The sequence below is a fragment of the Micromonospora sp. 4G55 genome (assembly GCF_016803375.1).
In genome coordinates, this window is record NZ_JAEVHN010000792.1 from 1 (window position 1) to 2,557 (window position 2,557).

At 74.7% G+C, this 2,557-nt stretch carries 1 protein-coding gene and 1 pseudogene; one reads left to right on the forward strand and one right to left on the reverse strand.

Going from position 1 to position 2,557, the window contains the following annotated elements; all coding sequences use genetic code 11:
- Window positions 1–383 precede the first annotated feature (383 nt).
- Entirely contained in the window at window positions 384–785 is a 402-nt protein-coding gene (locus tag JNW89_RS34245; protein ID WP_154942725.1) for a rhodanese-like domain-containing protein, read from the forward strand.
- A 168-nt stretch (window positions 786–953) separates the two neighbouring features.
- Here JNW89_RS34245 and JNW89_RS34250 read toward each other — a convergent pair.
- Window positions 954–2,497: pseudogene (locus tag JNW89_RS34250) on the reverse strand (cobyric acid synthase).
- Window positions 2,498–2,557: the final 60 nt, after the last annotated feature.

Sequence of the window (2,557 nt, forward strand, 5' to 3'; positions counted from 1 at the left end):
CAGCGCCGCGTACGCCTCGACCACCGCCACCCGCGCCCGGCCGGGCTCCTCGGCGGCGTCCTCCCGGTCTCCCATCACCCGGCCGGGCTCCTCGTCGGCGTCCCCTCGGTCTGGCATCACCCGGCTAGGCTCCTCGGCGGCGTCCCCTCGGTCTGGCATCACCCGGCTAGGCTCCTCGGCGGCGTCCTCCCGGTCTCCTGTCACCCGGCCGACGCTAGCGCCGCCGGGAGCCGCGCGACCCCCGGCCCGGTGGCCGTCTGCCCTGGTCGCGCCGAGTAATCGCGGTGTTGTCCCCCGTGAGCCTGGTTCCGTCTTCCGCCCGGCCGTTTCGCCCGGCGGTCGCTCCTGGTGACCGGCATGATCTGAATGTGCTGCATGACGTGATGAGTCCGGGCGTGGACGCCCTGCTGGAACAGGCCCGTGCCGGGCTGCGCCGGCTGAGTCCGCAGGAGACGGTCGAGGCGGTGCGGGCCGGCGCCCTGCTGGTCGACACCCGTACCGAGTCGCAGCGCCGCGAGCAGGGCGAACTGCCCGGCGCGGTCGTCATTGACCGGACGGTGCTGGAGTGGCGGCTGGACCCGGCGAGCGAGTGGCGCATCCCCGAGGCGACCGGGTACGACCGGGAGATCGTCGTGGTGTGCCGGCAGGGCTACGCCTCCAGCCTCGCCGCGGCAAGCCTGCAGGCGCTGGGACTGCGCAACGCGACCGACATGATCGGCGGAGTGCAGGCGTGGCGGGAGGCGGGGCTGCCCTTCTCCGACGAGCCCGCCGACATCCGCCCCTGAGCCCCTTTCCAGCCCGACCGCCCCCGCTGGCCCTCCTCCGCCGATCTTGCACTTCCTGCCCCGACATCCCGCACAATTGGGGCATTGGAAGGGCTCAAAGTGCAAGATCGCTGGGGACGACGGAACGCGGCCGCGGGTCGGTTGCGGATCAGGGGGCGGGACGGCCGGTCAGGGCGTCGACGGGGCGCCGGGCGGGATGAACGGCAGGTCGAGCGGCGCGCCGGTTTCGACCAGCCGCCACAGCGCGTCGGTGTCGAGGTGTTCCTCCACCAGGTCGCCGAGCAGGTCCAGCGAGCGCTCGCGGGCGGCGGCGAAGGCGGTGTCCGGCGCCACCTGGAAACCGTGCCGCCCGGCAGTCCGGGCCACCTCGGTGAGGAACCGACGGCGGAACTCGTCGGACTCGAACGCGCCGTGCCAGTGGGTGCCGTACACCGCGCCGAGCCGCGCGCCCTCGCCGTCGCCGTCGGCGTACGTCAGGAGCGGGGGCAGGCCCGGGTCGGCGGTGGAGACGTACCCGTGGTGGATCTCGTAGCCGCGCACCGGGACGCCACCGACGGCGGTGCCCACCGCCTGCCGGACGGTCTTGCGCGGGTCGAAGGTGATCTCGACGGGGAGCAGGCCCAGCCCGGGGACGCTGCCCCGGCGGCTCTCCACCGGGTCGTGGATGGCCCGGCCGAGCATCTGGAAGCCGCCGCAGATGCCGAGCAGCGGCCGGCCGGCGGCGGCATGCGCAGTGACGGCGTCGGCGAGGCCGGTCTCGCGCAGCCAGGCCAGGTCGGCGACGGTGGACTTGGAGCCGGGCAGGACGATCAGGTCGGCGGCGGCCAGTTCGGCCGGTTCGACGGTCAGCCGAACCCGCACGCCCGGCTCGGTGGCGAGCGCCTCGACGTCGGTGGCGTTGCTGATCCGGGGCAGCCGGACCACGGCGACGTCCAGCCAGTCGGTGCCGCGTGGCGCGGCCGGCCGGCCGAGCACCCGCCCGTACGCGAGCGAGTCCTCGGCGTCGAGCCAGAGATCGAGGTGCCAGGGCAGCACCCCGTACGTCGGGCGGCCGGTGACCCCGCGCAGCATGTCCAGCCCCGGCTGGAGCAGCCCCAGGTCGCCCCGGAACTTGTTGATCACGAAGCCGGCGACCAGCGCCTGGTCGGCCGGGTCGAGCAGGGCGACGGTGCCGAACATCGAGGCGAACACCCCGCCCCGGTCGATGTCGCCGACGACGATGGTGGGCAGGCCGGCGTGCCGGGCCAGCCCCATGTTGACGTAGTCGCCGGCCCGCAGGTTGATCTCGGCCGGGCTGCCGGCGCCCTCGCAGATCACCACGTCGTACGCCTCGCGCAGCTCGCCCAGGGCCGCGTACGCGGTCTCGGCGAGCTTGGGCCGTAGCTCGCGGAAGTTGCCGGCGGTGACGGTGTCGACGGCCTCGCCGAGCAGCACCACCTGGCTGGCCAGGTCGCTGCCGGGCTTGAGCAGCACCGGGTTGAACCGCAGGTCGGGGGCGAGCCCGCAGGCCGCCGCCTGCATCGCCTGCGCACGGCCGATCTCGCCGCCGCGGCCGTCGGGGCCGACGACCACCGCCGAGTTGTTGGACATGTTCTGCGCCTTGAACGGGGCCACCGCGACCCCCCGGCGGTGCAGCCAGCGGCAGATGCCGGCGGTGAGCACGCTCTTGCCGCGTCGGAGGTGGTGCCGGCGACCAGCAGCCCGCCGCTCACCGTCCACTCCCCGGCCGACGGCGCCCACGCTGCGCAGCCCCCGCCGGCCCACCGCCGCCA

Coding starts and splice junctions, on each gene's coding strand:
- JNW89_RS34245 (WP_154942725.1), top strand. CDS start 384: ATGAGTCCGGGCGTGGACGCCCTGCTGGAACAGGCCCGTGCCGGGCTG.